28 protein-coding genes are annotated in these 20,604 nt (G+C 59.8%); 14 read left to right on the forward strand and 14 right to left on the reverse strand.

Annotated elements, in window-relative coordinates:
* Nucleotides 1-4 precede the first annotated feature (4 nt).
* On the reverse strand, nt 5-1,195 hold the full coding sequence (locus tag V5N47_RS12690) for a threonine synthase (RefSeq protein ID WP_338727999.1): 1,191 nt from the start codon (nt 1,193-1,195) through the stop codon (nt 5-7).
* 84 nt (nt 1,196-1,279) lie between these two features.
* Here V5N47_RS12690 and V5N47_RS12695 point away from each other — a divergent pair, with 84 nt between their 5' ends.
* The gene (locus V5N47_RS12695; RefSeq protein ID WP_338728000.1) at nt 1,280-2,536 is read left to right on the forward strand and encodes an NAD(P)/FAD-dependent oxidoreductase; all 1,257 of its coding nucleotides are present in this window, start codon (nt 1,280-1,282) and stop codon (nt 2,534-2,536) included.
* A gap of 136 nt (nt 2,537-2,672) precedes the next feature.
* Entirely contained in the window at nt 2,673-3,449 is a 777-nt protein-coding gene (locus tag V5N47_RS12700) for a MarR family transcriptional regulator (protein ID WP_338728001.1), read from the forward strand.
* Here V5N47_RS12700 and V5N47_RS12705 read toward each other — a convergent pair.
* The 7 genes from V5N47_RS12705 to V5N47_RS12735 form a co-directional block, all read right to left on the reverse strand.
* Nucleotides 3,446-3,979, reverse strand: coding sequence for a J domain-containing protein (locus tag V5N47_RS12705; RefSeq protein WP_338730301.1), 534 nt, complete (start codon nt 3,977-3,979; stop codon nt 3,446-3,448). The genes V5N47_RS12700 and V5N47_RS12705 overlap by 4 nt on opposite strands.
* A 177-nt stretch (nt 3,980-4,156) precedes the next feature.
* Nucleotides 4,157-4,906 carry a proteasome assembly chaperone family protein gene (locus tag V5N47_RS12710; RefSeq protein ID WP_338728003.1) on the reverse strand — a complete coding sequence of 250 codons (750 nt, stop codon included), beginning with the start codon at nt 4,904-4,906 and terminating at the stop codon, nt 4,157-4,159.
* Between the two features lie 6 nt (nt 4,907-4,912).
* Nucleotides 4,913-5,095, reverse strand: a complete 183-nt coding sequence (locus tag V5N47_RS12715; RefSeq protein ID WP_338728005.1) for an RNA-protein complex protein Nop10 — start codon at nt 5,093-5,095, stop codon at nt 4,913-4,915.
* Nucleotides 5,092-5,892, reverse strand: coding sequence for a translation initiation factor IF-2 subunit alpha (locus tag V5N47_RS12720; protein WP_338728007.1), 801 nt, complete (start codon nt 5,890-5,892; stop codon nt 5,092-5,094). The genes V5N47_RS12715 and V5N47_RS12720 overlap by 4 nt, the downstream gene beginning before the upstream one ends.
* Nucleotides 5,889-6,062, reverse strand: a complete 174-nt coding sequence (locus V5N47_RS12725; protein ID WP_332898522.1) for a 30S ribosomal protein S27e — start codon at nt 6,060-6,062, stop codon at nt 5,889-5,891. The genes V5N47_RS12720 and V5N47_RS12725 overlap by 4 nt, the downstream gene beginning before the upstream one ends.
* Nucleotides 6,063-6,066: 4 nt before the next feature.
* A complete protein-coding gene (locus V5N47_RS12730; RefSeq protein WP_332898523.1) occupies nt 6,067-6,348 on the reverse strand; it encodes a 50S ribosomal protein L44e in 282 nt (93 codons plus the stop codon).
* Between the two features lie 191 nt (nt 6,349-6,539).
* Nucleotides 6,540-6,923 (reverse strand): hypothetical protein, encoded by a 384-nt coding sequence (locus V5N47_RS12735; protein ID WP_338728009.1) that lies wholly within the window; start codon nt 6,921-6,923, stop codon nt 6,540-6,542.
* Between the two features lie 138 nt (nt 6,924-7,061).
* On the opposite strand from V5N47_RS12735, the gene V5N47_RS12740 reads away from it, so the two are divergent.
* The 3 genes from V5N47_RS12740 to V5N47_RS12750 all read left to right on the forward strand — a co-directional run bounded on the left by V5N47_RS12740 (nt 7,062) and on the right by V5N47_RS12750 (nt 8,619).
* Complete coding sequence (locus V5N47_RS12740; protein ID WP_338728010.1) at nt 7,062-7,328, forward strand: HAH_0734 family protein; 267 nt, start codon at nt 7,062-7,064, stop codon at nt 7,326-7,328.
* 76 nt (nt 7,329-7,404) lie between these two features.
* Nucleotides 7,405-7,881, forward strand: a complete 477-nt coding sequence (locus V5N47_RS12745) for a hypothetical protein (RefSeq protein WP_338728011.1) — start codon at nt 7,405-7,407, stop codon at nt 7,879-7,881.
* Nucleotides 7,882-7,929: 48 nt separating this feature from the next.
* Nucleotides 7,930-8,619 (forward strand): molybdopterin-binding protein, encoded by a 690-nt coding sequence (locus V5N47_RS12750; protein WP_338728013.1) that lies wholly within the window; start codon nt 7,930-7,932, stop codon nt 8,617-8,619.
* Here the strand turns inward: V5N47_RS12750 and V5N47_RS12755 are convergent.
* The gene (locus V5N47_RS12755) at nt 8,613-8,741 is read right to left on the reverse strand and encodes a hypothetical protein (RefSeq protein ID WP_338728014.1); all 129 of its coding nucleotides are present in this window, start codon (nt 8,739-8,741) and stop codon (nt 8,613-8,615) included. The two genes, V5N47_RS12750 and V5N47_RS12755, sit on opposite strands and share 7 nt — an antisense overlap.
* 165 nt (nt 8,742-8,906) lie before the next feature.
* Here V5N47_RS12755 and V5N47_RS12760 point away from each other — a divergent pair, with 165 nt between their 5' ends.
* Both V5N47_RS12760 and V5N47_RS12765 read left to right on the forward strand, forming a co-directional pair.
* Nucleotides 8,907-9,971 (forward strand): ATP-NAD kinase family protein, encoded by a 1,065-nt coding sequence (locus tag V5N47_RS12760; RefSeq protein ID WP_338728016.1) that lies wholly within the window; start codon nt 8,907-8,909, stop codon nt 9,969-9,971.
* Nucleotides 9,972-10,057: 86 nt separating this feature from the next.
* Nucleotides 10,058-11,092 (forward strand): PhoU domain-containing protein, encoded by a 1,035-nt coding sequence (locus tag V5N47_RS12765; protein ID WP_332898531.1) that lies wholly within the window; start codon nt 10,058-10,060, stop codon nt 11,090-11,092.
* Between the two features lie 76 nt (nt 11,093-11,168).
* Here the strand turns inward: V5N47_RS12765 and V5N47_RS12770 are convergent, their stop codons facing one another.
* Complete coding sequence (locus V5N47_RS12770) at nt 11,169-12,344, reverse strand: LEA type 2 family protein (protein ID WP_338728019.1); 1,176 nt, start codon at nt 12,342-12,344, stop codon at nt 11,169-11,171.
* 95 nt (nt 12,345-12,439) lie between these two features.
* On the opposite strand from V5N47_RS12770, the gene V5N47_RS12775 reads away from it, so the two are divergent.
* The 3 genes from V5N47_RS12775 (at nt 12,440) to V5N47_RS12785 (ending at nt 13,443) form a co-directional block, all read left to right on the forward strand.
* A complete protein-coding gene (locus tag V5N47_RS12775; protein WP_338728020.1) occupies nt 12,440-12,628 on the forward strand; it encodes a hypothetical protein in 189 nt (62 codons plus the stop codon).
* A 42-nt stretch (nt 12,629-12,670) separates the two neighbouring features.
* Nucleotides 12,671-12,895, forward strand: coding sequence for a hypothetical protein (locus V5N47_RS12780; RefSeq protein WP_332898535.1), 225 nt, complete (start codon nt 12,671-12,673; stop codon nt 12,893-12,895).
* Nucleotides 12,896-13,005: 110 nt separating this feature from the next.
* The gene (locus tag V5N47_RS12785; protein ID WP_338728021.1) at nt 13,006-13,443 is read left to right on the forward strand and encodes an SRPBCC family protein; all 438 of its coding nucleotides are present in this window, start codon (nt 13,006-13,008) and stop codon (nt 13,441-13,443) included.
* Between the two features lie 249 nt (nt 13,444-13,692).
* Here the strand turns inward: V5N47_RS12785 and V5N47_RS12790 are convergent, their stop codons facing one another.
* Nucleotides 13,693-14,490: an RIO1 family regulatory kinase/ATPase gene (locus tag V5N47_RS12790; RefSeq protein ID WP_338728022.1), complete on the reverse strand. Its 798-nt coding sequence runs from the start codon at nt 14,488-14,490 to the stop codon at nt 13,693-13,695.
* A 299-nt stretch (nt 14,491-14,789) separates the two neighbouring features.
* Between V5N47_RS12790 and V5N47_RS12795 the strand changes: the two genes are divergently transcribed.
* Genes V5N47_RS12795 through V5N47_RS12805 form a run of 3 tightly spaced genes read left to right on the forward strand, consistent with a single transcriptional unit; the run spans nt 14,790 to nt 17,373 of the window.
* Complete coding sequence (locus tag V5N47_RS12795; RefSeq protein ID WP_152417768.1) at nt 14,790-14,939, forward strand: DUF2080 family transposase-associated protein; 150 nt, start codon at nt 14,790-14,792, stop codon at nt 14,937-14,939.
* Between the two features lie 3 nt (nt 14,940-14,942).
* The gene (locus V5N47_RS12800; protein ID WP_338728025.1) at nt 14,943-16,172 is read left to right on the forward strand and encodes a transposase; all 1,230 of its coding nucleotides are present in this window, start codon (nt 14,943-14,945) and stop codon (nt 16,170-16,172) included.
* A gap of 58 nt (nt 16,173-16,230) precedes the next feature.
* Nucleotides 16,231-17,373 (forward strand): acyl-CoA dehydrogenase family protein, encoded by a 1,143-nt coding sequence (locus V5N47_RS12805; RefSeq protein ID WP_338728026.1) that lies wholly within the window; start codon nt 16,231-16,233, stop codon nt 17,371-17,373.
* A 75-nt stretch (nt 17,374-17,448) separates the two neighbouring features.
* Here V5N47_RS12805 and V5N47_RS12810 read toward each other — a convergent pair whose 3' ends face one another.
* A complete protein-coding gene (locus V5N47_RS12810; RefSeq protein WP_338728027.1) occupies nt 17,449-18,705 on the reverse strand; it encodes a Glu/Leu/Phe/Val dehydrogenase in 1,257 nt (418 codons plus the stop codon).
* Nucleotides 18,706-18,769: 64 nt separating this feature from the next.
* A complete protein-coding gene (locus V5N47_RS12815; RefSeq protein WP_338728029.1) occupies nt 18,770-19,621 on the reverse strand; it encodes a CoA ester lyase in 852 nt (283 codons plus the stop codon).
* Nucleotides 19,622-19,645: 24 nt separating this feature from the next.
* On the opposite strand from V5N47_RS12815, the gene V5N47_RS12820 reads away from it, so the two are divergent.
* The gene (locus V5N47_RS12820; RefSeq protein WP_338728031.1) at nt 19,646-20,161 is read left to right on the forward strand and encodes a MaoC family dehydratase; all 516 of its coding nucleotides are present in this window, start codon (nt 19,646-19,648) and stop codon (nt 20,159-20,161) included.
* Here V5N47_RS12820 and V5N47_RS12825 read toward each other — a convergent pair whose 3' ends face one another.
* Nucleotides 20,162-20,416, reverse strand: coding sequence for a DUF5658 family protein (locus tag V5N47_RS12825; protein ID WP_338728032.1), 255 nt, complete (start codon nt 20,414-20,416; stop codon nt 20,162-20,164).
* Nucleotides 20,417-20,604: the final 188 nt, after the last annotated feature.

A 20,604-nucleotide genomic window follows, 5' to 3' on the forward strand; every position in this document is an offset into this window, starting at 1 on the left:
TCAGTTAGAAGCCGAGGCCCATCAGGTGACTGCGGAGGATGTCGTCCTCCTTGTTTCCTGCGCCCGTGTTCATGAGCACGATGGTGTCGTCTTCGTCGAACTCGCCTTGGTCTGCGAGTTCCCACGCGCCGCTCGCGGCGGCCCCGCAGGTCGCACCCATTTCGACGCCGGTCTGTTGGGCAACTGCGACGGCCGAATCGAGAATTTCGTCGTCGTCGGTGGCGACTGCGCCGCCGCCCGACTCACGGATTGCGTCGAGGATGAGCGGGCTTGCGCCGGGATTTGGAATCTCGATGCCGCCACAGATTGTGTCCGGAACCTCCCATGGCTCGTGGTGGTCTTTGCCTTCTTCGAAGGCTTTCACGATTGGCGCACAGCCGGACGCTTGCGCGGCGTACATCGGCGGCAGGTCGTCGATGAGTCCCAACTCGCGGAACTCGGTCGCGGCTTTGTGCATTCCAACGAGACCGACACCGCCGCCGGTCGGGTAGAGAATGGCGTCCGGCACCTCCCACTCCAGTTGCTCGATAATCTCGTAGAGCATCGTCTTCTTGCCCTCGTGGCGGTAGGGCGTCTCGAAGGTGGCTGTCGAGTACCAGTCTTCGGCTTCCATCTCGCTTGTGTAGCGCTCGCTCGCGTCGTCGATGCGCCCTTCGACGACCGTCATGTCGCCGCCGTGGACGTTGACCATCGCCTTGTTCACGAACGGCGAGCGAGAGGGGAGAAAGACGTGAGAGGCAAGGCCCGCACGGGCGGCGTAGGCGGCGGCTGACTGCCCAGCGTTCCCCGCAGAGGGGAGCGCGATGTCGGTCGCGCCGTGCTGAACGGCGGCGGTGACGGCGACGGCGTGGCCGCGGTCTTTGAACGTCCCGGTCGGATTCCGGCCTTCGTCTTTGATGAGCACACGCCCGACGCCGAGGCTTTCGGCGAGTTCTGGCGCTTCGACGAGCGCTGTTGCGCCTTCGTCCATCGTGACGCTCGACGCGCGGGTAAAGGGGAGGAGTTCTTCGTAGCGCCACATCCCCGAGAACGGGCGCGATTCGAGTTCCTCGCGCGTGAGGTCGATGGCGTCGTAGTCGTACGTTGCATCCAGAATCCCGCCGCAGTCGGGACAGCGGTGAGGGGCGTCCTCGGCGTCGAACGCCTCGTCACACTCTGTGCACGTGAGGCCGCGGAAGGCCGCAGTCGTCTCCATACCTGTGTGTTCGAATGAATCGACTAATCGCTGTCTGTCTGGGCGCGCAACACGGTTTAGTGTCTCGCCTGCCAACAAATTCCCATGACAAAAGTCGTGATACTCGGGGCCGGGCTCGCCGGGCTCGTCACCGCCCGCCGCCTCGCCGACGCCGGATTCGAGGTGCACGTCGTCGAACAACAGGACACTGTTGGCGGCCGCGTCCAGACCATCGAGAAAGACGGCTTCACCGTAGACCGCGGCTTTCAGGTGTTGTTCACCGCCTACCCCGCCGCCCGGCGCGAACTCGACTTCGACGCGCTCGACCTCCATGCCTTCTCCCCGGGCGCGACAATTGCCCGCCCTGGCCACCGCGCGACGCTCGCAGACCCGTTCAAGAATCCCGGTGACTTGACCGAGTCGCTGTTCAACCGCGAGGTGACCCTGCGCGACAAAGCACGCGTGTTGAAACTCCGCCGCAAGCTCACAGCCAAAGACCCAGAGACGTTCTTCGACGGAGAAGACCAGTCAATCGAAGACGCACTGCGTGAACGCGGCTTCTCGCAGGACTTCATCGACAACTTCGCCGCCCCCTTCTACGGCGGTATCACGCTCGACCGGTCGCTTTCGACCTCCGCGGCGGTGTTCGACTACACCTTCAGCATGCTCGCAACGGGCGATACAGTGGTTCCCAAACAGGGGATGGGCGCAATCGCAGACCAACTCGCAGACCGCGCCCGACTCGCCGGAGCCGAACTCAGCCTTGCAACGCACGCTGTTGGTGTTTTCGGCGGCGACTCACCGACGGTCGAATTGGCGGAACAAACCCTCGACGCAGACGTGGTCGTTGTCGCAACCGACCCGAAATCCGCCAGCGAGCTAACCGGGAGTTCGGGTATTCCAACGCACGCCCAGTCCTGTGTCACCCAGTACTACTCACTGTCGGTGCCGCTCGAAACTCATCGGCGACTCGTACTCAACGCGACCGACGAGGGGCCAAACCACGTCGCACCGCTCTCTGCGGTCTGTCCGAACTATGCCCCAAGCGGCGAACACCTCGTGAGCGCGACGTATCTCGGTCTGCCTGACGAAACGGACGCCGCCCTCACCGAGCAGACGCGCGATGCCCTCGCGTCGTGGTTCCCCGAACAGTCCTTCGGGAGCCTTCGCCACATCCACACAGACCGCATCGAGTTCGCGCAGTTCAGCCAACCGCCGGGCATCCACGCCCGCCTGCCTGACGTGCGCGACGGCGGCGAGAACGTCTACCTCGCAGGAGATTACACGCAGTGGTCATCGATTCAGGGCGCATTGAAAAGCGGTCGCATGGCCGCGGAAGCGGTGATTGCAGACCACAGATAGCGAACACCCGTCCAGTAAGGCAACAACTACTGACAGCTGTACCCGTGTTGTCCCTCCTCGTCACCTTAGCGACGAATAGACCCATCGCCGTACAGCTGTCAGTACAATTTATAGCCCTCCGTCCGTAGGAGATGGCATGGCGGATGTTCTCGAAAACAAGCGCGCCGCAACACGGTTTCGCATCCTCGTCGAAATCGCAGATCGACAACCAGCCGTGAGCCAAGGCGAGATTGCCGCGGCCGTTGGCGTGACGAGTCAGGCAGTGAGTGAGTACATTCGTGACCTCGTGTCAGAAGGCCTCGTTCGCAAAGAGGGGCGGTCGCGCTATCGCGTGACCAAAGAAGGCGTCGACTGGTTGTTTCAGGCCGCGACCGACGTGCGCAGATTCGCAGAACACGTCACCGACGACGTGCTCGGCAACGTGGGTGAAGACGCCGCAATCGCCACCGATTCGGTCGAAGCAGGCGAGACGGTGACGCTCTCGATTGTCGATGGCCTCCTTCATGCGACCCCCGGCGACGACGGCCCAGCAACCGGCGTGGCGACGACGATGGCCGAAGGAGGCAAGGTCGTCGGCGTCACCGGCTTCTCGGGCGTTATCGACTTAGAACCCGGCGTCGTCACCGTCTATCAAGTGCCACCCATCCGCGCGGGAACCGAAAGTGTGGACTTAGAAACGCTCGCAAAGGCGTGTGAAGGTGCCGACCTCGTGGCCGCGATGGGCGTCGAAGCGGTTGGCACGCTCCGCAGCCTCTCGCTCACGCCGGACACGATTTTCGCCGCCGGAGAAGTCGCCGCAGATGCCGCGAGCCGTGGGCTCGATGTCGTCGTCGTCACAACCGTCGATACCGCCGGGCGCGTCACCGATGCGCTCCGGGATTCCGGCCTCGCCTACGAAGTCGCAGACCTCTAATTGGCGCGTTTTTTCGCCGTCGTGTAGGCTTCCCGGACGCGCGTAAACGTCTCGTAGTCGCCGCCGTGGTCTGGGTGAACCTCTTTGATGCGCTTTCTGTAAGCCTGTTTCAACTCGTTGCTGCTCGCGGTTTTCGGCACGCCAAGCACGGCGAACGCCATGCTCGTCGCATCCGGCGTGCCGTCCGTGATTTCGATGTCCGGTGTCTCGAAGGGCAAGCGTCCGGCGAGGTGAAAGCCCGGCATCTCGTGTTCGACGAGGACCGCGTAGGTCGGTGAGCGTTCGATGCGGTAGTAGGCCCGCGCGTCGAACGTAATCGCTACGTCGCGCATTGGGAGATAAAATGCCACGTTCTGGCCTTCGACGAAGTGATTTTCCGCAAACGGCTCGTTGATGGTTCGCAAAAACTCGCGGATTTCGGCGCGCCTGCGCTCGTCACCGCTCCACACCTGCCTCGGGTCTATTGGTGCGGTTGGGTACAACCGCTCGCCGACGATGAAGGTAGCCGCAATGGCGACAGAAAACGCCATGCCAAGGGCCACTCCAAGGACGAGCCAGTCGGGCAACACCGCCAACAGCTCACCAATCACACCGGTGTCTTCGCGCGCGACGACTATGAACCGTGTGGGCACTGCGCAAGATGCGAGTGCGGTCGCTGTCGGCTGTCTGAAACCAGCGTCCGTTCGCCGTGAAAAAACGAGCGTCGGCTAGCCGATGTAGCGCAGGTCTTCGTCCGTTGCGGTCGTGCCCTGTTCCATCTCTTTGATTTTCCCCATCACGTCCTCCATCTCGTCTGCGCGCTCTTCTAAGTCCTCGTAGTCGAGTTCGACCGAGAGCACTGATTCGAGGACTTTGAGCACGGCCTGTGCGCTTTTCGGGTCAACGAGGTAGCCGCTGGTCTCGCCCATCAGACAGGCAGCGGGAATCCCACGGCGCTGACCAAGACCGAGCATGAGGCCGCTCACGCCGACAATGCCACCAGCGGGTTCGTCCTCACGGAACTCAACGTTGAGTTCTTCGAGCGATGTGACGAGGTCTTCGTTCGTCGCCGCGCCGAGGACGGCGTACTCCTCGATGAGTTCGCCGGTCGGCACGCCGCCGAGCGCGTAGATTTCTGCGACACCGAACGCTTCTGCGATGTCTAAGAAGGCGTTGGTCAGCCGGTAGTGGCCGGCGTTGTCCTGTGCCTGATGGTCGCCTGTGAGCACGAGCAAGTCCTGCTCGTCACGTTCGATGGCGTGGACCTCGGCGCAGGTGAGTTCTGCAATCCCGTCTTCGAGGGTTACCTGTGGTGGGAAGTGTTCTGAGTAGATGCGGCGTACCAACTCGCTGTCCAGTTGTTCCACGAGGTACTCTGCGGCTAGTTTTCCAACGTGCCCGACACCCGGAAGCCCCTCGACCAAAATGGGGTCAGAGAGGTCTGGGTCTGCGAAAACCTCGATATCAAACTCGTCCATATGGCCCTACTCGTGTTCTCGGCGCTTAAGTGCGCGTCGGTACTCCCCGTAGGGGTCTTCGGGGTTGAACTTCGCCGGGGCTGAGTTTATGGCCTCAGCTCCACACTGTGGGCAGGTCGAAGAAAGCGTGTACACCGGGCGGTCGTGTGCCGCTGCACTCGCCGAACACACCCGGATGTCTGATTTCATTCGTCGTCTTCGTGGCGCTCGCGGTGGTAGAGCGCAGAGCCGCCGTTTGCTTCGATGGAGTCGGCTGCTCGTTCGGCGCTCGATTCGAGCGCGTCCTCTGCAAGCTTGTAGTCGGGGGCCTTCACCTTGATGCGGTATTCGGGCGACCCAACGTAACTGACAGAGAGTTCGATGTCGTCTGAAAGGTCGTCGTCGCTTCCGGCGGCCTTGAGGGCTTCTTTGATGACATCCACGCCGTCCGGTGCCGGACAGCGCAGGTCGATGTAGCCCGTGACGTTCACGTACGGCACGGAAACGTTCTCACGGGCGGATTCGACGATGGCGCTGACCTCGTCGTCGTCTAAGCCCGTGTCTTCTAAGGCTTCTGCGCCGTGAATCGCGGCGGCCTCGAATCCGGCGTACAGACTACCGTACTCATCGAGCAGTTCGTTTGCGATGGCGGCGTACTCATCGTCGGCGATGTCTTCGCCAAAGGCAATGAGCATCCACTTATCGGCCTTCTGCTCGTTTTTCCAGTCTTGAATCTTGTCTTTGCGCTGGTGGTCGTTTACGTCCTTGATGGAGAGGTCGATCTGTTGGGAGCTTTCGTCTACCGAAAGCACCTTGCAGACGACGGTTTGTCCCTCGCGGACGTGGTCACGAACGTTCTTGATCCATCCGCTGGCCACCTCGCTGATGTGGACGAGTCCGCGCTTATCGTCGTACTCTTGGAGGTCGATGAACACACCGAAGTTTTCGATGTCTTCGACCTTTCCGACGACGAGTTCGCCCGGCTCGGGCCAGCCGCTGTATTTCATCGTGACTCGACGACCTCTGTAACCTCACCCTCGATGGCCGCTTTGCCGCCGGTTGGGCGGGCGAGCGTGTGCCCGCAAACGGCGCACGCAACCTCGGTGGCCGCGCGTTCGAAGAGGGTCTGTTCGTTCTCACAATCTGCGCATTTGACGGTGATGAAAGAGCCTGCCATGAGATTACTCCTGGAACTCAAGCTTGCCTGCGCGCCAGCCAGCGCGGAGGTGGGCTTTGCCGCAGTCGCTGCAGCGGTATTTGAGGTTCGTCTTCTTCGTTGGCTTGTCGCCACCGGGAACCTTCGAGAACTTACCGGCGTTACCAATCGTGGCTTTGCCACGGGCACGCTGGCGGTCGATCCACTTCATCCCGGTCTCGCGACCGCGGCGAACTTTCTCGACTTCGTGTTCGTGATGCGTTTGGCAATGCGGACAGTACGTATTGAAGCGTCGTGGCATCTGCATAGCTAATCCCTTATTCTGGCGTAACGTGCCACGCCTTAAAACGCATTTGGTTTAGCCGTGTCTCACGCGCGGCGCGTCGGCGTCCCCTACGGAGGTCTGCGCGGCGTTCTCCGACACACGTTGACAAACACACCAGACGAATTTTGGTTCGGCAGTAACCGCGTACTCGCTGCGCTGGCTCCGCAACGCTCCTACCGAGACTCCACACATTCTGCACTATTTTCCAGACTGCTATCGGTGAAGCGGACGGTCGCGGTGTACGACGCGCACGTCTCCGTGTCCCACGTCTGCTCCGTTTTCCAGTCATCCCCTTCGACAGTCACCGTGTAGCGTCCTCGTTCGGTGACGGTAAACTCGAAGGTTCGACCAACGCTCCCGGCAAGTCGATCGGTTTCTTCGTCGATTACCGTATCGCCAGCGTCGGTGAGCGTCACGGTCACGTCAGTCGGCGAACTGCGGTCGTTTTGAATCGTGAGCGAGAGCGAACTCGTCTGCGATGTGGACTGGTCTGAGATGAGCGAACAGCCCGCCAAGGCAGCTGTAACGACGAGGAGAAATGGGCGACGGCCGTACATTACACCACCTACGCGCTCTCCGACGAAAGCCCTTCTGTGATTACATGATGCATGGTCTCGGTTCGACGCCCCGTCTCCGGCCTCCGACAGTCACCGACAACCGACAGTATAATTTCACCCACGGCCATATCCGGGAGCATGAAGCGGCTCATCATCCACGGGGACCCCGGCATCCGTAAGGGTGGTATCATCGAGTACGACGGCCAAGAAATGGTCTGCTTTGGCGTTGCACGACAAGGCGATTACCACGGCCCAGACCGCGTCCAGCTCTGGTGTACCATCGGAACCGAAGACGAGAAAGAAGCCTTCGAGTGTCGAGAATTCATCCCGATGCACTTAGACGTCGATGCCGTAGACGCTTCTGAGATTGTGGTTGTGAAGGCGAAAGGCGACCTCGCCGTCTAAGCGGGCACTTTTCGGCGACCCCGCTTCTCAGCGACTCGCCGATTAGTGTATTCTTGTTGACGACGTAGTATTGTATATGTCTTGCACGAATGCACTCGTGGGGCAGACGGTTGTTCGCCGGACAGACCGACGCACGTTCCTGAAAGCGACGGGGGGTATCGCAGTGCTCGCACTGGCGGGCTGTACTGGGGGTTCTGAACCAGCCGCGGACACGACGGTCGATGTAACGCTGTCTGACTTCAAGATTGCGTTGAGCGACGGCTCTGTCTCTGCGGGACGGATTCAGTTTGACATCACGAACGATGGCCCATCACTCCACGAGCTCGTCGTCCTAAAAACGGAGATCATGGCGGGTGAACTGCCAACTGACGAAGACGGGGCGGTTGACGAAGAAGGCGCAGAAGGTATCGAACTCGTAGACGAAGTCGAGGACATAGAAGACGATGCGACGGCGACACTAACCGTCGACCTTGAACCGGGCCACTACGCCCTCATCTGTAACCTCCCTTCCCACTACGAATTGGGGATGTTCATAGACTTCACGGTCACGTAAGTCGCTGCCAACTGTGGATTTTTACGAGTACCACGCCTATCGGCAGGTATGCGCGTGGCCCTTGTTTCCGTCGGCGATGAGATACTCGCAGGTGATACCGTCAACACGAACGCGACGTGGCTCTCCCAGCAACTGAACGCTCGGGGAACCACCGTCGAACGCGTCACGGTCGTTCCCGACCGCATCGCAGACATCGCCCGCGTCGTAAACGAGTATCACGCGGAGTACGACGCCGTCATCGTAACCGGCGGACTTGGCCCCACACACGATGATTTGACGATGGAGGGCATCGGGGCCGCGTTTGGCCGGGCGGTCGAACCCCACAAAGAAGCACTCGATTGGCTCACGACTCACGGTGGTTACTCCCACGACGACCTCGCCACGGGCACTGCCCATCTCCCCGTCGGCGCACGAATGTTTCGAAACGAAGTCGGCGTCGCACCGGGGTGTGTCATCGACACCGTCTACGTGTTCCCAGGTGTTCCCGCGGAGATGAAAGGGATGTTCGACCTCGTCGCAGACGAGTTTTCTGGCACGAGGCGCTACACCGACGAAGTCATCGCCGCAGAACCGGAGAGCGCACTCATCGACCGGATGAATGAAGTTCAAACGAAGTTCGGGGTGAAAGTCGGGAGCTACCCCGGGGAAAACGTGCGTATCAAACTCGAAAGTGAAGACGAAGACGCCGTCTCAGCGGCAAAAGCGTGGTTGCGAGAACGGGTGACGGAAGCTTACTGATAAAGCGAGTACCACCACGCCCCGACAAGCGCGAGGCTCAAAATCCCGACACCCCCGCCAATAAGGTTCATTTGTCCTGCAGTGAACGCCGTTTCTCCCATCTCAACGAGCGGAACATACATGCAAGGCCGTTACAAGCGGGTTCGCATAAATGTTGATACGTTGGCTCAGTGCGTCGCTGTCACTTCGAGGGGCGACCGACAGGTGCCGATACACTCCACGAACGAACACTCGACGTCGGTGACGCCACCGCATGCCTTTTCTATCGCTCTCGCACATGAGCAGGTATGCGACGCATCGGTGTGGTTGTCAATCCAATCGCTGGTATGGGCGGGCGCGTCGGGCTCAAGGGAACCGACGGCGCAGTCGAGCGTGCCCGCGAACTCGGCGCGGAGCCCAGAGCACCCACTCGCGCACGAATGGCTGTCGAGAGCCTTGCGAAACACGCCCCCGATACCACGATTCTCACCGCGTCGGGTGAGATGGGAGAACTCACGGTTAGCGCCGCCGGATTCGACCCTGATATCGTCTATGCTGCCCCACCAGAATCGAACGCGGCCGATACCTGTGAAACCGTCCGCAGATTTATCGAAGAAGGCGTTGATTTGATTCTGTTCGTTGGCGGTGATGGGACCGCCGTGGACGTCGCCGAAACGCTCACGCAATTGGCTGCAGACACGCCGATGCTTGGCGTTCCGGCGGGGGTCAAAATCTATTCCTCTGTGTTCGCCGTCTCGCCAGCAGCGGCGGGGCGAATCGCGGCCACCTACACCCGCAGCGAGCCAAACGAGGTGATGGACATAGACGAAGCCGCCTATCGCGAAGGCGAGGTGCGCGCCGAACTCAAAGCCGTCGTGAACGTCCCGGTCGCAGACGGCTTGCAGTCGTCAAAACAGCTCTCCTCGGGGACGATTGAAACACTCGTTGAGGGCTTTGTCGAAGACGTAGACCCGGCCGTCACCTACGTGCTCGGCCCCGGCAGCACGGTCGGCGCAATCAAAGACGCCCTTGGCTTCGACGGTTCGCCGCTTGGGGTGGATGTGTGGCGAGACGGTGAACTGCTCGTCAAAGACGCCCGCGAACAGCAACTTCTCGACGTGCTTGGCGAGCGAAATCAAATCGTCGTCTCCCCGATTGGCGGGCAAGGGTTCATCTTCGGGCGCGGCAATCACCAGCTCTCACCCGCCGTGATTCGCCAGTGCGACATCGACGTGGTTGGCTCGCGAGCGAAAATTGACGACATTGGTGTTCTTCGCGTTGATACCGGTGACGCGGCGCTTGACGAGGCGTTAAAGGGTTGGTATCAGGTCAGAGTCGGGCGATTCGAGCGGCGAATGCTGAAAGTGGTTTAACATTACATAGGTTCCTAGTACGGAGGGCAGGGTATGGGGTTCCCATATGGTGAGATATAAGGTCGTGCAAATAGAGTACTCTCGGTATGGAGACACGTAAGGTACAGCGACTCGGCCCCTCGACGTTAGCAATGACGTTGCCCGCAGAGTGGGCGAAGGCACACGGTGTCGAGAAGGGCGATGAGGTAACGATTCGGATGGGTGGAAAAGGGACGCTGACGGTCATGCCAGAGTCCGCGCAGGCAGAAGAGTCAGAGGCCATCATCCACGCCAAAAACCTCGATGCGGATTCGGTCGAACGGGCAATCGTGGCGCAGTACGTGCTTGGCCGCCGCGTCATTCACGTCGAAGCCGACGAAGGTGAGACGCTCACGAGCGCTCACATCAACGCGGTGTACAACGCAGAAACCCAGCTCATGGGTCTCGGCGTCATCGAAGAAACCCCAGACCGCATTGCAATTCGGTGCTCGGTCGACCCTGAAGACTTCACGCTCGACAACCTGTTAGAGCGCCTCGAATCGACGGGCAGCACGATGCGAAACGAGGCCGTGAAGGCACTCGCCCACGGCAATCCCGACTTGGCCCAGCGCGCGCTCAACCGCGAGCGCCAGGCGAACAAGATTTTCGTCCTCCTGCTTCGCCTCATCTTCACCGCCTACCAGAATCCGAACCTCGCCCGAGCCGTTGGCCTCGCAGACGGCTTCCCGCTCATTGGCTACCGGTCGATTGCGAAAAATCTCGAACTCACGGCCGACAACGCAGAAGACATCGCGAAGACGGTCATCGAAACCGACGGCCACACCCTGAACGTCGACTCGGCGACGATGCGCCGCATCCGCGAGTTCACCGACCAAGTGAACGAAATCACGGAACTCGCCGTCCGCTCTGCGGTCGAACGCGACTTCGATATGACCATCGAAGTGCGCCGGATGTTCGCAGAAATCGGCGACAAGGAACACGAGATTCTCGACGACCTCCCGGAGATGTCTAACAAAGACCTCCTACAGGTGCGCGAAGTGCTCGTGAGCCTCCAGCAGACCGCCCAGTACGCCGTCCGCAACGCCGAAATCGCCACTAACCTCGCGCTGAACGAGGAATCAGAGCACACGACGATTCGGTAACGTCGCTTTTTTCACCGTCAACGGATTTCGCCGCGTGATGTGGCAGTCGAACGCTGGATGCGCAGAATCGTCTCGCCTACGAGCGTGCGAGTTCGAGCGGAGAGGTTGGCAAGTCGAGGATGCCGTCGTCTTCGGTGGTCTCTGTGGCGGTCGTCGTGGTTTCTGTGGTCGTGGTTTCTGTTGTTGAGGCAGTCGTTTCACCCGACTGCTCACTCGTCGTCGTGCTCTCTGCGGTTTGCGTCTGCTCCTCGTCGGTTGAGGTACTACTGGTCAGATTCGTGTCGATGTCCGTCTCGTCTTTCGTACCGAAGATGTCCGTTTCGACGGTCTGAGTGTGGGTCAAATCGTCGAGTGGGAGTCTAAAGGAGGGCCCGCTCTGGCCGACTTGCACCTTCGCGTAAAAGTCGATGCGGAGTTCCGTGACCTGATTGTTCCGCAGGTGCGACGCCCACCAGTCGTCGAGCAACTGATTGTTGATGTTCGCGGTCGTCGCCACCGTCTCCGTCGCGCCGCCGGGGATGACGTACGAGCGGTCGGTCACGCCCTCGCCCACGGTGATGTTGTTCATCGTAATCGTGTAGCCGAGTTCCGTGATGGTGTAGGGGGTTGCCTTTGGATTGTAGAGAATGAACTGGAGATCAATTGGCGTTTGTTGGTCGGTGACCGTTCCCCACGTCGCGCTCGTCTGGTTGATGTAGAGTACCGGGTCTGAGATGACCGCCTGATTGGCGTCTATCGGCCGCGTCTCATCTGAGTTCAACTGCCCTATCAGGTTCGTGTTAATCTGCTGGGATTGGGGGACGTTGAACGTGCGTCCGAGCAACGAAGAGTGGACTTGCGCGTTGATGTTCACGTTCGTTGTCTCGTTGTTCTGGATGTGGGTGACCCACCACGCTGGTATCTTCTCGTTGTCCATCTGCGTCTCGAACTGAAGGGTTGTGTTGCCCCGTTCGATGTCAAGGCCCTCTTTCAAGCCGTGGGCGATGGATACGTCGTTCATCGCCACGTCGTACTCGACCGAGGTGCCGCCAAGTTGGAGGCTGAGAGGGTTTGGATTGGAGACGACGAGGTCGGTCTGAATTTCGGTTTGGGTGTCGCTCACGCCCGTAAACCGGTTCTCCACGCCGCCGACGGTCGGCACGCCGATGATGCCAAGCGCCCACGCGCCGCCGACACTCGCGACGAGCAGCCCGACGACTGCGGCGACGACCTTCAGTTTACTCCCGAAAACGAGTGACTTTGCCCCTGCCATTATGCCCAGATACGTGGTTTCGTGTATAGTTCTTCGGACGTGGCCCGGTCGCCGGAAAAGAATGAACTAAGACCCTCCTGTCGCTACCACATGATATGACCGCAGAATCCGCCGCCGCGACGGACAAGGGCGTTGGCATGGCCATGCTGTTTGGCGCGCTCGCGCTCGTCGGAGCACTTGTGATGTACGTCTTCCCAGAGACGCTAAATGCCGCCTACGGCTTCGCTGCCGCCATCGTGTTTGGGTGTGTCTTGATTGCCTCCTTGCACGTCTACGGCAACTGAGTCGGTAACGGTTAAACCGTTGAGCGTCGTACTTACTTGTTGATGACAGACTTCACAGATGAGGACCTGCGAATTCTCGCCCACCTTCGCGAGAGCGTCGCCAAGGGAGAACGCTACTTCCGGGCGAAGCACATCGCAGAACAGATTGGGCTTACAGCCAAGCAGGTTGGCGTCCGCCTTCCCCGTCTTTCTGAGAAGTCAGAGGACATCGAAATCGAAAAATGGGGTCGCGCCCGGTCGACGACGTGGCGCGTGACGCTTGGCTAATCGGGCCGCCGCTTTTCTGCAACCCTCGGTTTCTGAACCACCGACTGTTTGGCCAGCGTGGACTCCATAGTCAGCGCCTTTTTTACGTGACGAGGAAGTAGGAGTGTCGTATGACCGTCCGGGTTGCAGAAACGTTCGAGTTGCCCGCCACCCCCGCTCGCGTCTGGGAGTTCATCGCAGACCCGGCCAAACGCGCAGAGTACATCAGCGTCGTCGATTCCTACACCATCGACAACAAGGAGGGGACAAAAGCCACGTGGCAAATCAGTATTCCAATCCCCTTCATCGACAAAACCGTCCCCGTGCGCACCGAAGACGTCAAGCGCGAGGAGCCAAGGTTCATCAAATTCGTTGGCAAGTCCTCCGTGATGCACGTCGTTGGCGAACACGAACTCACCGAGACGGAGACCGGCACGCAACTCGCAAATCGGTTCGTCGTTGAAGGCAAGGTACCGGGTGTCGAGCGATTCTTCAAACGCAATCTAAGCAAGGAACTCTCAAATCTCGAAGCCGCGTTGCTTGCTGACCTCAGCGAATCAGCCGAGTAACGGCGGGTTCGTCAATGCACGAATTTATGTGTAGTGAGTGTCTTCTCTCAGACACCGGGACGACGCTTTTCTCGTCAGACCGGTAACAACGCACCGCCACTTCGGACCGTCATGGCCACGGTCCATCGACGCCCGCCGCAGCGTCACCACGGCTTGGTCGCGTGCAGGGCGCACACGCGACTCGGCCCCATCACTTGGATTCTGCTCAATACCGAGCGATTGCACTGTCGAAAATCCGAACCGTGACCGTCAGGCCGCACGCTTTTCGATTTCACCTTTCACGACTCCGGCTTCGAAATCGTGGTCGGGGCGCATGTTGATGAAATCGAGGAAGTCCTGTGCGGCGAGCAACTCATCGACACGATAACTTTCGAGCGCAGCGTCTACGGCCGGGCCTGCGCCGATGAGGGGTTCGAGCGCGGCGAGCCCACACGCGAGGTCGTACGACCGGGCGTCTGCGAGGCCGGATGCTTTCACGTTGGTCGCGTCGATGAAGTAGAGTGTGTTGTTGGCGATGAGGACGTTTTCGCCGCGAAGGTCGCCGTGAGCGAGGCTGTTGTCGTGCATGGTAGCAAGCGACTCGAACAGGTCTGGAGCATAGGCAAGCGCCTCACTGTCCGATAACTCATTGAGCGTCCGAAACTCGGGGAGGTATTCGAGGACGAGCACGCCGAGGTCTTCGAACTCGAAGGCTTCGATGGGTTCCGGGGCATTAATGCCGATTTCGCGCAGCTTCTTCGTCGCCTCGAACTCGTGTTCGGCCATGCCGTAGGCGGTTCCAAAGTGGTCGAAAAACCCCTCCGTCCCGCTCGTGAACGCGCCGATGTTGCGACCGGTCGTGAGCAGGGCGTGAACGAGCGAGTTCTGCTCGGTGATGATTTTCACGAACCACCGTTCGTTTACGACACAGGGTGTAGAGAGCCAGTTGTCGGCTTCGAGAAACTCGATGCGCACCTCGTCTTCACCGTAGCGCTCGGCGATGGCTCTCGCGACCGACTCTAATCGGTCCCACTCGACCCGACCGCGGAGGAACCGCCTGAATGCCATTGGCACAATACGGGCGTCCCGGAGACATATGTCTTCGCCAGAACGTTTATGCGCCGTATCACCCAGTGACACAGTCGTTAACTGTAATGGCGCTAAGTCCCCTTCCTCACGGAGTATCGCAGGGAGCGAAGCGACCGAGTAGCGCAGTAGGGAGGGGATACAGCGTTCACAAGAGCGAAGCTCTTGTGTGCGAACGAGACGCTCTGCGTCTCGTCAACGCCGCACGGTTCACAAACACGTTCACCACTCGGCCCACAGGCCCATCGCCACCTTTATGTCTATCCATAGTATATACAAACGTGATGGACCGGTTTGAAATCGAAGGTGAAGAAGTCCTCGACGGGACTGCGAAACCATCGGGGAATAGTGCCCACGTTATCGTTCCTAAACGCTGGCGTGGAGCCGACGTGAAAGTCGTCCGCGTTTCCGAACCCGACTCAGACGAATAGACCATGCACTACAACTACAAGTATCGACTCGACCCACCAGAAGCCATCCGCGAGGAACTTCTGTACCACGTCGATACTTGTAGACAACTGTACAACCACGTTCTCTACCTGCTCAACGAGGCAGAGGACATTCCCGCCCGCTACGAGGTACAGGGACGACTTCCAGACTTCAAAACGTGGTGGGATGACCTCGGAGACGTTCACTCGAAAGTGTTACAGATGGTCGTCAAACGCGTCTACGACAACCTCTCTACGCTCAAAGCACAGAAAGAGAACGGACGCGCCGTGGGGATGCTCAAGTGGAAGGCTCCTCGGGAGTATCAGTCGTTCACCTACAATCAGTCCGGCTTCAAACTCAAGAACACGAGTGGTCGGCCCGTGTTGTGGTTGAGCAAAATCGGAGAGATCCCAATTCACCTCCACCGAAACATTCCCGAGAACGCGACCATCAAACAGGTCACGGTCAAACAAGAACCCACGGGCAAATGGTACGCTACGTTCGGTATCGACGTGGACGAAGCCACCCCAGAGAAGCCTGAGACGCCGGAGCAGGTCGTTGGCATCGACGTGGGGATTCTCAAGTACGCACACGACACCGATGGGTACGCCATCGAAAGTCCCGACTTCAGCGACGAGCGTGAGCGACTCGAACGCGCCCAACGCAACCTCTCTCGGAAGGAACGCGGCTCCGCGAATTGGGAGAAACAACGGCAGGTCGTGGCCGAACGACACGCTGACCTCAAGCGAAAGCGACGGGACTTCCTTCACAAACTCTCGAACCACTACGCGAAAGAATACGACCTCGTGGCCGTGGAGGACTTGGACGCGAAGAGACTGGTCGAACTGCCGGACAACTCTCGTAACCGGGCGGGAGCGGCGTGGGGAACGTTCCTACGAATGCTCCAATACAAGTGTAAGCGCGAAGGGACGCACTTCGTCGCGGTTGACGCGGAAGATACGACGAAGGAATGTGCGTCTTGCGGCGTGAAGACAGACAAGCCGCTGTGGATGCGCGAACACTCCTGTCCCTCGTGTGGATTCGAGGCGGACAGGGACGCGAACGCGGCGTGGAATATTCTTTCTCGCGGTCTCGAAAAAGTAGGAGTGGTTCACTCCGAATCAACGCCTGTGGAGACTGCACTCCCTGTAGATACACCCGTATCTGCAAAGCGCGTCGTGGAAACAGGAAGCCCCACCCTCAAGGAGCGAACGGAGAAAGCCGTGAGCGAGTAGGGTGGGGTAGTTCACTGATTGTCGGTGTTTTTATCTTCCGTTGCCCGAATCTTCGGGTATGGATTTCAGTCTACCAGCAGAACACCGGATGATTCGAGATACCGTCCGTGAGTTCTGTGACGAGGAGATTGTCCCCATTGCACAGGATATCGAGGATGAACACCGCTATCCCGGTGAGGTGTTCTCCGCCCTCGCAGACCTCGACATGATGGGCGTCCCCATCTCCGAGGAGTACGGTGGGCTTGGTGGCGACCAGCTCATGTACGCACTCACGACCGAAGAAATCGGTCGTGCCTCCGGCTCTGTCGGTCTCTCTTACGCCGCCCACATCTCGCTCGCCTCGAAACCAATCGAGATGTTCGGCACCGACGCCCAGAAAGAGCGTTGGCTTCGCCCGCTCGCAGAAGGCGACTACGTTGGGTCGTGGGCACTCACCGAACCCGGCAGCGGCAGTGACGCCTCGAACATGCAGACAACGGCCGAAAAAGACGGCGACGAGTGGGTCTTAAACGGCACGAAGCAGTTCATCACGAACGCGAGCGAAGCCGGTTCAGTGCTCGTAAAGGCCGTCACCGACCCCGGCGCCGGGTACGACGGCATCTCGACGTTCATCGTGGACCCGCGCAACGACGATGGCTTCGAAGTCACGACTGTCTGGGACAAGATGGGCTTAAACGCCTCGCCGACCTGCGAGATTCAGTTCAACGACGTGCGTGTCTCTGAAGACCGTTTGCTTGGTGAAGTAGGCGAAGGCTGGAAGCAGACGATGAAGACGCTGAATGGGGGGCGCATCTCGATTGCCGCGCTTTCAGTGGGTATCGCGCAGGGTTCCTACGAAGCCGCCCACAAGTACTCCAAAGAGCGCGAGCAGTTCGGCCAGCCGATTTCGAAGTTCGACGCCATCCGCGACAAAATCGTCTCGATGGACCGCAAAATCGAGCGCGCCCGCCTCCTCACCCACAAGTCGGCGTGGCAGTACGACCAAGGCATGGACGTGACCAAGTCCTCCGCGCTCGCCAAACTCGACGCAAGTGAGGTCGCCCGCGAGGTCTCAGAGGACGCAGTCCAAGTGCTCGGTGGTTACGGCTATACCACGGACTTTGCCCCACAGCGGATGTACCGCGACGCCAAGCTCATGGAGATCGGGGAAGGCACTTCCGAGATTCAGCACCTCGTCATCGGCCGCCAACTCGGGCTGTAAAGCGCCGGTTTCTTTCTGTTTTACTCGGGAAACGCAGGTACACACCGGCGGAAAAGGGACTGAGCGAACGGTAGCTTACGGGAAGGTGCCGCCTTCTTCGAACGCCTTGACGACGCGCTGGATGGCGACGACGTAGGCGGCCGTGCGGAAGTTCGGCAACCCGTGGGTCTCGTAGGCGGAAACGAGGCCGTTGAACGCGTTTACGATGACCGTTTCGAGTTCGTCGTTGACGCGCTCTTCAGACCAGTAGAAGCGCTGGCGGTTCTGTACCCATTCGAAGTAGCTGACCGTCACGCCGCCCGCGTTTGCGAGAATGTCGGGGAAGACATATACGTCGCTCTCGGTGAGCACCTCGTCTGCTTCAGGGGTGAGCGGGCCGTTTGCGGCTTCCACAATGACGTCTGCGCGGACTTTTTTTGCGAGGTCACCGTCGATGGCGTTTTCGAGCGCCGCAGGGACGAGCAAGTCAACGTCGAGGGTGAGGAGGTCGTCGTTCGACAGCTCCTCGGTGGCTTCGGAATAGCCTGTGACCGAGCCGGTGTCGTTTTTGAACTCCTTGACCGCACGGGCGTCTAAGCCGTCAGGATTGTACACCGCGCCGGAGGAGTCGCTCACGGCGACGATATTTGCGCCGAGGTCTTCGATGAGGTAGGCAGCGATGGAACCCGCGTTCCCGTAGCCTTGGACGGCGACGCTCGCGCCCTCCATGTCCTTATCGAGATAGTCGAACGCCTCGCGGGCGGTGAGCATCGTCGAGCGACCGGTTGCCTCGACGCGGCCTTCACTGCCGCCGCTTTCTAAGGCCTTCCCCGTCACGACGCCGGGTGCGGTCGTGTTTTCGAGGGTCTCGTAGGTGTCTTTGATCCAGTTCATCTCGCGCTGGCCGGTGTTCACGTCCGGCGCGGGAATGTCGCGGTCTTCGCCAATAATTGGGCGGAGTTCTTTTGCGAACGACCGCGTGATGCGTTCGAGTTCGTCTTCTGAGTGGTCTTTCGGGTTGATGACGATGCCACCCTTACCGCCGCCGTACGGGATGTCAACGACGGCGCACTTGTACACCATCCACCCAGAGAGTGCTTTGACCTCGTCGCGGGTGACGCCCGGATGATACCGAATACCGCCTTTGTATGGCCCACGATCGCCGTTAAACTGCGAGCGGAACGCTTTGAACACGCCAATCGTCCCGTCGTCGAGCTTCACGCTCAGATTCGTTTCGAGCACGCGCTGGGGATGTTTGAGCCGTTCTAAAACATCCGGGCGAACGTCGAGGAACTGAGACGCATTGTCGATTTGTCGCTGTAGGCTTTCGAATGGGTTCGCCTCTTCGGACATACCTGTAAAAATGGAACACGGTACGGTTAAACGTACCGGCAATTTTTCGTACGAACAGTCTTCCCTATAGCAGGTTTGCGGCCCGTGCGCGAGCGACGATTCGCTCTGCCTGTGCGATGAGCGGGGCATCAATCATCTCGTCGTTCACGCGGAACACGCCGCGCCCCTCCGCCTCGGCTTCGTCGCGTGCGGCGAGGACGGCAGTTGCCCACTCGACTTGGTCGCTCTCGGGCGTGAACGCGTCGTTGATGACCGACACCTGTGCCGGATGTATCGCCATCTTGCCGTCATAGCCGAGTTCGATGGCAAATGCGGTCTCGTCTGCGAGCCCGTCGGTGTCACGAATCGCGGTGTAAACGGTGTCGATGGCATCGACGCCTGCCGCGCTCGCCGCGAGAACGGCGTGTTCGCGAGCGTAGAGGACTTCCGTCCCCTTCTCGGTGCGGGTCGCGCCGATGTCCGCGGCTAAGTCTTCTGCGCCGAACACGAGCGCCGACGTGGCGTCTGCGGCGGCAATGTCGGCGGCGTTCAACACGCCTGCGGCCGATTCGACCAGCGAGAACACGGGTAAGTCGAAGCCACGTTCGGCCAACATCGCTTCAAGGGTGTCTACGTCGCGTGCGCCCGTCGCCTTCGGGAGCATGATGGCGTCGAGGCGCGGGTCCCCTGCGAGGACGCCGTCGAGGTCCGCCTCCGTGACGGTTCCAATCGGGTTCACGCGGACGCACACCTCACAGTCAGGGTCGAACTCGTCGTCGGTGAGCACGTCATTCACCGCCTCGCGCGCCGCCTGCTTTTGCGTTGGCGCGACGGCGTCTTCGAGGTCGAAAATAACCACGTCAGCGCCGATTCCGGGCGCTTTCCGCATCATCTCCGGGCGGTCGCCCGGGGAGAACAGAATGCTTCTTCGTGCCATACACACCCCTCTCACGCAGACGGTTTGAACGTACCTCTCTGTGAGCAATCGGCGGGATTTTTCACCTCACTCCGCGCACGTGCGGGTATGACCGGCCGATACTACGAGGAGTTCGAGGTTGGCGAGACTGTCGAGCACGCGGTTCGTCGCACCATCTCAGAGAGCGACAACCAGACGTTCTGTGACATGACGATGAACCAACAGCCACTCCACCTCGACGCGGAGTTCGCAAAAGAGACGCAGTTCGGGCGACGGCTCGTAAACGGGCTCTACACGATGAGTCTCGCGGTTGGCCTCACCATTCCGGACATGACCGACGGCACCATCGTTGCGAACCTCTCCTACGACAACGTCAGCCACCCGAAACCCGTCTTCCACGGCGATACGATTCGCGTCCAATCGACGGTGACCGAAAAGCGCGAAACGTCGGATGGCGAACGCGGCGTCGTCACCATGCACGTCGAAGTGTTCAATCAGGACGACGACCTCGTCTGTGAGTTTGACCGAACAACGCTGTCGCTCAAAAAACCAGCCGAATAACTAGACGACGAGGAACACGAGCGCGGTATTGATGCACACCGCGATAATCGACGGCGTGGCAAGCCCGAGCGGAATAACCGGGGCGTACTGGTGTGGTGTGAGCGCCCAACACACCAACCCGATTCCAAGGGCCAGACATTTGAGTAAGCCAAGTCCCGCGTAGCCAAACGCCGAAATTGCGCGAACGGCAACAGGGTTCAGTTCCGTTAATCCGAGTTCTAGGCCGTAAACCGTTAACAAGACATCGGCAGTCATGGCACTCACCACGACGAACCACAGTTTGTACTGGAGTGGGCCGAGGACGTGAGCAATCCAACCGCCAGACTCATCGGGGGGTGTCGATGAAACGCCAGCGCGTGTCTGCCGAAGACGACGTGGCTCATCAGTGTGGGACATTGTAGGTACTCGTCGTTTGCTCCGTGGAGAGAGCCAGCGTGCAACTT

The organism is Haladaptatus sp. DJG-WS-42, assembly GCF_037198285.1.
Classification (GTDB): domain Archaea; phylum Halobacteriota; class Halobacteria; order Halobacteriales; family Halococcaceae; genus QDMS2.

What these genes read in the sequence shown, in the direction of transcription:
- V5N47_RS12710 (WP_338728003.1), bottom strand. Translation starts at nt 4,906, where the DNA reads ATGGACGAGTTTGATATCGAGGTTTTCGCAGACCCAGACCTCTCTGAC.
- V5N47_RS12765 (WP_332898531.1), top strand. Translation starts at nt 10,058, where the DNA reads ATGGAGACACGTAAGGTACAGCGACTCGGCCCCTCGACGTTAGCAATG.
- V5N47_RS12825 (WP_338728032.1), bottom strand. Translation starts at nt 20,416, where the DNA reads ATGACTGCCGATGTCTTGTTAACGGTTTACGGCCTAGAACTCGGATTA.
- V5N47_RS12755 (WP_338728014.1), bottom strand. Translation starts at nt 8,741, where the DNA reads ATGTATGTTCCGCTCGTTGAGATGGGAGAAACGGCGTTCACTGCAGGA.
- V5N47_RS12720 (WP_338728007.1), bottom strand. Translation starts at nt 5,892, where the DNA reads ATGAAATACAGCGGCTGGCCCGAGCCGGGCGAACTCGTCGTCGGAAAG.
- V5N47_RS12760 (WP_338728016.1), top strand. Translation starts at nt 8,907, where the DNA reads ATGCGACGCATCGGTGTGGTTGTCAATCCAATCGCTGGTATGGGCGGG.
- V5N47_RS12750 (WP_338728013.1), top strand. Translation starts at nt 7,930, where the DNA reads ATGCGCGTGGCCCTTGTTTCCGTCGGCGATGAGATACTCGCAGGTGAT.
- V5N47_RS12790 (WP_338728022.1), bottom strand. Translation starts at nt 14,490, where the DNA reads ATGGCATTCAGGCGGTTCCTCCGCGGTCGGGTCGAGTGGGACCGATTA.
- V5N47_RS12775 (WP_338728020.1), top strand. Translation starts at nt 12,440, where the DNA reads ATGACCGCAGAATCCGCCGCCGCGACGGACAAGGGCGTTGGCATGGCC.
- V5N47_RS12725 (WP_332898522.1), bottom strand. Translation starts at nt 6,062, where the DNA reads ATGGCAGGCTCTTTCATCACCGTCAAATGCGCAGATTGTGAGAACGAA.
- V5N47_RS12715 (WP_338728005.1), bottom strand. Translation starts at nt 5,095, where the DNA reads ATGAAATCAGACATCCGGGTGTGTTCGGCGAGTGCAGCGGCACACGAC.
- V5N47_RS12770 (WP_338728019.1), bottom strand. Translation starts at nt 12,344, where the DNA reads ATGGCAGGGGCAAAGTCACTCGTTTTCGGGAGTAAACTGAAGGTCGTC.
- V5N47_RS12815 (WP_338728029.1), bottom strand. Translation starts at nt 19,621, where the DNA reads ATGGCACGAAGAAGCATTCTGTTCTCCCCGGGCGACCGCCCGGAGATG.
- V5N47_RS12740 (WP_338728010.1), top strand. Translation starts at nt 7,062, where the DNA reads ATGAAGCGGCTCATCATCCACGGGGACCCCGGCATCCGTAAGGGTGGT.
- V5N47_RS12805 (WP_338728026.1), top strand. Translation starts at nt 16,231, where the DNA reads ATGGATTTCAGTCTACCAGCAGAACACCGGATGATTCGAGATACCGTC.
- V5N47_RS12785 (WP_338728021.1), top strand. Translation starts at nt 13,006, where the DNA reads ATGACCGTCCGGGTTGCAGAAACGTTCGAGTTGCCCGCCACCCCCGCT.
- V5N47_RS12700 (WP_338728001.1), top strand. Translation starts at nt 2,673, where the DNA reads ATGGCGGATGTTCTCGAAAACAAGCGCGCCGCAACACGGTTTCGCATC.
- V5N47_RS12800 (WP_338728025.1), top strand. Translation starts at nt 14,943, where the DNA reads ATGCACTACAACTACAAGTATCGACTCGACCCACCAGAAGCCATCCGC.
- V5N47_RS12695 (WP_338728000.1), top strand. Translation starts at nt 1,280, where the DNA reads ATGACAAAAGTCGTGATACTCGGGGCCGGGCTCGCCGGGCTCGTCACC.
- V5N47_RS12690 (WP_338727999.1), bottom strand. Translation starts at nt 1,195, where the DNA reads ATGGAGACGACTGCGGCCTTCCGCGGCCTCACGTGCACAGAGTGTGAC.
- V5N47_RS12735 (WP_338728009.1), bottom strand. Translation starts at nt 6,923, where the DNA reads ATGTACGGCCGTCGCCCATTTCTCCTCGTCGTTACAGCTGCCTTGGCG.
- V5N47_RS12810 (WP_338728027.1), bottom strand. Translation starts at nt 18,705, where the DNA reads ATGTCCGAAGAGGCGAACCCATTCGAAAGCCTACAGCGACAAATCGAC.
- V5N47_RS12705 (WP_338730301.1), bottom strand. Translation starts at nt 3,979, where the DNA reads ATGGCGTTTTCTGTCGCCATTGCGGCTACCTTCATCGTCGGCGAGCGG.
- V5N47_RS12745 (WP_338728011.1), top strand. Translation starts at nt 7,405, where the DNA reads ATGTCTTGCACGAATGCACTCGTGGGGCAGACGGTTGTTCGCCGGACA.
- V5N47_RS12780 (WP_332898535.1), top strand. Translation starts at nt 12,671, where the DNA reads ATGACAGACTTCACAGATGAGGACCTGCGAATTCTCGCCCACCTTCGC.
- V5N47_RS12730 (WP_332898523.1), bottom strand. Translation starts at nt 6,348, where the DNA reads ATGCAGATGCCACGACGCTTCAATACGTACTGTCCGCATTGCCAAACG.